A 4,606-nucleotide genomic window follows, 5' to 3' on the forward strand; every position below is an offset into this window, starting at 1 on the left:
AATTATGTATTGCTATATTTGTGCCGTGATATAAGTGCAATATAATACCAATTCAAATAATGTTCGCGACATATATATTTTTCGTAAGGGCACGGCATCCACAATCTTCTGGTATATAAAATTATCTTACTGGTACCGTGACCCTACTCATCTGCCCCATCCTTTTTTCAAAATGGTATAAAATTAAAAATTATCTATTATATAAACTAAACTAATTAGGGTTGTTTTTATCCAAAAATTCAGTTAACAATATCTAATAAAACTTGGTAACTGGATCAATTAATATGAATAATTCTCAGATTTTGTTTAGCGATCGCAAATTAGAAATAGGGCTGGATCAACTCCAAACATTATTTAACATAGCAGCTTTTTGGGCAAAAGACCGTAGTTTAGAGGATTTGAGCATCGCCATCGCTAACAGTAACCCAGTAATTGGAGTCTGGGATGGACAGCAATTAATTGGTTTTGCTAGAGCCACTTCCGATGGTGTTTATCGTGCCACTATTTGGGATGTAGTAATTCATCCAGAATATCAAGGTGGTGGATTAGGTAGTAAATTGGTGGAAACTGTCTTAAGCCATCCCTGTATACATAGAGTAGAAAGAGTATACTTGATGACAACTCATCAACATAAATTTTACCAACGTATTGGTTTTCAACAAAATTCCAGCACCACTATGGTTTTGTATAACCAATCTAATTTAGGTTCTCTGGCTGTTAGAGAAATTCAGCTTCAGGAGAGCCTTGGGGGATAGAAATTTGTAATCTGGTAAATTCAGCAGCTTGCCCTGCAAGAGGATAAGGAATGATTTCCAGTTTCCCTGCCATGACTGACAAAATGGTATGACTTATTAATAGTCTCATTCCGGGGGAAATTTTTATTTCTTGATCTTGATTGAGGGTATTTAGGGATGTAGAGTTGATTAAATCAATGGCTTCACTGGTAGGAATCGCATTTTTGGGAACATCTAACCAAATATTAACCATATTACTATCACTGTCAGCTTGGACAGAAATATGAATACTGCCTTCTTCCATATTCAGGATTGAAGTATCTATTAAATTGATCAATACTTGCTGTAACCAGTGGGAATCAGCCAAAACATAAATATCTGTGTCTGGAAGTATCACCTGGAAAGGATAATTACGATTTTCTGCCAGCATATAGATGACTTTATGAACATTCTCTAGGAGCTGAGTCAAAGGTAGAGACTGAATATTTAGCTCATTAGTACCATGTTCTGTTCTAGCAACAATGAGAATTTCATCAATTAACTTCAGTAACTTTAATGCCCTCTCGTGAGCTTGACTAATAAATTCTCTTTCTTCTTCCGGGCTATCACATAAATCTGACAAAATTAACTGATGTAAGCCAATCAAACCATTTAAGGGGGAACGCAACACATGGGTTGTTCTAGCTAAAAACCCTGACTTAAATTGGCTCATTTCCTTTGCCATTTGATAAGCTAGTTGGGTTTGCTGTATCTGCTCTTGAAGTGTTGACTCCTGGTTTGGAGATAGCCCTGAAGATGAACTGGTAACACCTTGAGAGCGTGCAATTATCCTCTGGCAAATGATCCCCAATATTATTCCGATTCCTAGATGTACCCAATTAATCCAGTTCATATATATATTTGGTAATTATCAACTTATTAATCGACCATCAAGACATAAAGTAAAGTTCCAGATATCTTTGTAATGTTCAGAACTTATGATTCCCAAGTACATATAAATATAGATTCATTTATATAAGTAGCCAAAATGTATATAAATTTAGCACTGTACTCAGTATAAACTTGATGCTATTGCCAACTATTTACCTTTGATATAGAAGTTTTGTTTAACTAGTATTATTTATAACGTAATAATTATAACCTGATTTTACCTTGCCGTAAAATCTGCCAACCTTCACCAGACCATTTGGCGACAGTAGAAGCTAAACCACTACCCAATGAGAGTTGATCTCCTTCTATCATTTTGAGGGTAAGAACCTCAGGAAAAGCAATAGCAATTTCTGCCATTGTTTGTAAGGTTGATTGCCCGGATAAATTAGCACTGCTAGTTGCCAGAGGGCCTGTTTGTGCCAAAATTTGTTGAGCGATCGCACAATCAGGAACGCGAATACCAATGGTAGTAGGGTTAATTGGATTCATGGCTGTGGGTACTTTTTCTGAGGCGGGTAATACTAAAGTGACTGCCCCAGGCCAGCATTTTTGGGCTATTTGTTGCCAAATTGCATATTCTTGCTCACTTCCCTGCACGAAAGACCACAAATCTTGAGCACTAGCAGCCATAAGTATTAAAGGTTTATCCTGGCTCCTCTGTTTGGCAGCAAAAATTAACTCTGCCCGTTCCGGTAAAACAGCCAAAGCAGGAACCGTATCTGTGGGAAAACTAACTAATTTACCAGCGCGGGCACCAGTTACTAATTCAGCAATACTAACTTTGGTCATGGCAGGAGTGTGGGGAGTGGGAGAGTGAGGGAGTGGTAGAGTGAGGGTTGATGGTTGGGAGTTAAGATTTTTTATCTTTCACTCCTTCCCTCCTTCCCTCCTTCTCTCCTTCACTCCTAATCTGGGCAACAGCAAAACGTTCAATTCCTGCTAAATCAGAGTAAATGTGAATATTGCCATAACTACCTTGACTCTCTAGTAATTGTTTTACCGTATCAGCTTGCCCAGCCATCATTTCCATCAGCCATAACCCACCTGGACGTAAATAAGCCGGAGAAGTATTAATTAAATGGTGAATACAATTTAAACCAGATTTACCACCATCTAAAGCCATATGAGGTTCGTGTTGTATTACCTCTGGTTGCAGTGTTGGCAGAATACCACTAGGAATATAGGGTGGGTTAGACACCATACCGCTAAATTTTCCTTGGAGAGAATCTAAAGGCTGCCACCAAGAACCTTGGTAAAAGTGAACTCTTTCTGTTAAACGGTAATTATCAACATTTTTTTGAGCGATCGCCAAAGCATCGGCAGAGCGATCAACACCATAAATGGTAGCCTTGGGAAAGGCATCCGCCAATCCCAAAGCGATCGCACCACTACCTGTACCTAAGTCAGCCCAGTATCCTCGATCTAACTGTAGATCTTCTCCAGTTTCCTGGACAGCTGCCACCGCTATATCAATTAAACATTCCGTTTCTGGTCTGGGAATTAACACCGCGTGGGAAACTACAATCTTGAATTGTCGCCAGGGAGTAATTCCAGTAATGTATTGTACTGGTAACCGCTCATTCAATCGTCTTTGCCACATTATCTCTAATTCTTCTAAAGATAACTGCGACTGAATTTGTGGCCAATCTTTAAAAGACTGCAAACGTATTGCTAAACGATCTAAACCCGCGACTTCTTGTAATAGCCAGTCAACTTCAGATGGCGACACATCAACAGCTATTGCTGCTTGAATAGCTATATTTCGCCACTGCCAAAGTTGTAAACCAGAAACAAACTGTTGTTTTTCTACCATCCCTTAACGCTTAGGCTTGGGAGCTTGAACATTTCTATTTTTTCTCTGCAACTGATTGACATATTGCAAACTATAGGAAGGTGGTACTAAAACCACGTTCACATCTTTGTTTTTGCGTAATACGGTAATGACGCGATCAATATCTCCAACCTGTATTGTTGCTTTAGAGTACTTCGCTTTTACCTTTTTTAATAATGCCTCAGCGTCTTTTTTACTAAAAAACATGGGGATAGCATCAACATCTTTTTTGCCAGATGCTCCCTTCCCTTTTACTGATATATATCCTTTACCTTCTGCGCTCAGGATAAACAGGGGCACGCTTTGAAAACTTTTAATATTTTTTCCTTGCTGTTTTAACAAAGCCATTGCTTCCTGAACCTCTTGTCTCCCTGGTTGAAAAGCAAACTGGAGACTTTTGGTGGGATTCTTGGCGTTTTCACGTAATTTTTTGTAAATTTCTCCCATCCCTACGGGAGTTACTTGTAGTGTCTTAAATATTTCTGCTTTTTTTGGATCTTGGGTTTTCTGTTTTCGTAACTGCTCTATAAAAGCCTGGGCTTCTTGCCCACTCATAAACACCTGGGTAAAAGGAATTTTTTTGCCATTTTTATCAGTCTGCTGACTAGTTAATGGTAAACCCTTGTTATTGGTGATCAAAAAACATGGTGTGTCATTTAATTTTTTTACCAACTCTGCCTCTGTCAATGCTAGTGCTGGGGCACTCGCAACTAATACTGGTGTTAGCAGAGTGATTCCCGTTAAACCTAATGTTGTACCCCAGTGACCCAATGATTTCATTATTCCTCCTAGCATTAATACTTTTATCAATTTAAACAAATTATCAAATTTGTATGTGTACAAAGTTAACTAGTTTTTCAATGGAGACAACCCCAGGAACTAGAAAACCTGTAGCAGTCTCCCCACTCAACCACTCCCTGTTTCTTTGCCATCAAATCACAAGGTCTGGCAGATGTTGAGATTATTAATTTATTCTATTTTGACTTTAGAGCTGATTCCCTTGTGGGCATTTTGCCTATAATCCTTACTAAGCCATATATAACAGTGGACATAAGAGTGAGGGTATATTCAGTTGCTTCAGTAAGGGCATACTAGGAATAAGCCTTTTGCC

5 protein-coding genes are annotated in these 4,606 nt (G+C 38.6%); 1 reads left to right on the plus strand and 4 read right to left on the minus strand.

Going from position 1 to position 4,606, the window contains the following annotated elements:
- Positions 1–284: 284 nt before the first annotated feature.
- Positions 285–755, plus strand: coding sequence for a GNAT family N-acetyltransferase (locus CALSC_RS24660; protein WP_088243851.1), 471 nt, complete (start codon positions 285–287; stop codon positions 753–755).
- On the opposite strand, the gene CALSC_RS24665 is transcribed toward CALSC_RS24660, so the two are convergent.
- The 4 genes from CALSC_RS24665 to CALSC_RS24680 form a co-directional block, all read right to left on the minus strand.
- On the minus strand, positions 718–1,626 hold the full coding sequence (locus CALSC_RS24665) for an ATP-binding protein (protein ID WP_088243852.1): 909 nt from the start codon (positions 1,624–1,626) through the stop codon (positions 718–720). The two genes, CALSC_RS24660 and CALSC_RS24665, sit on opposite strands and share 38 nt — an antisense overlap.
- A gap of 242 nt (positions 1,627–1,868) precedes the next feature.
- Positions 1,869–2,453: an L-threonylcarbamoyladenylate synthase gene (locus CALSC_RS24670; protein ID WP_088243853.1), complete on the minus strand. Its 585-nt coding sequence runs from the start codon at positions 2,451–2,453 to the stop codon at positions 1,869–1,871.
- Between the two features lie 61 nt (positions 2,454–2,514).
- Positions 2,515–3,477, minus strand: a complete 963-nt coding sequence (gene prmC / locus CALSC_RS24675) for a peptide chain release factor N(5)-glutamine methyltransferase (protein ID WP_088243854.1) — start codon at positions 3,475–3,477, stop codon at positions 2,515–2,517.
- Positions 3,478–3,480: 3 nt separating this feature from the next.
- Entirely contained in the window at positions 3,481–4,275 is a 795-nt protein-coding gene (locus tag CALSC_RS24680; RefSeq protein WP_088243855.1) for a Tic22 family protein, read from the minus strand.
- Between the last annotated feature and the right edge of the window lie 331 nt (positions 4,276–4,606).

Origin of the sequence: Calothrix rhizosoleniae SC01 (assembly GCF_900185595.1) — a bacterium.
GTDB classification, from domain to species: domain Bacteria; phylum Cyanobacteriota; class Cyanobacteriia; order Cyanobacteriales; family Nostocaceae; genus Calothrix_A; species Calothrix_A rhizosoleniae.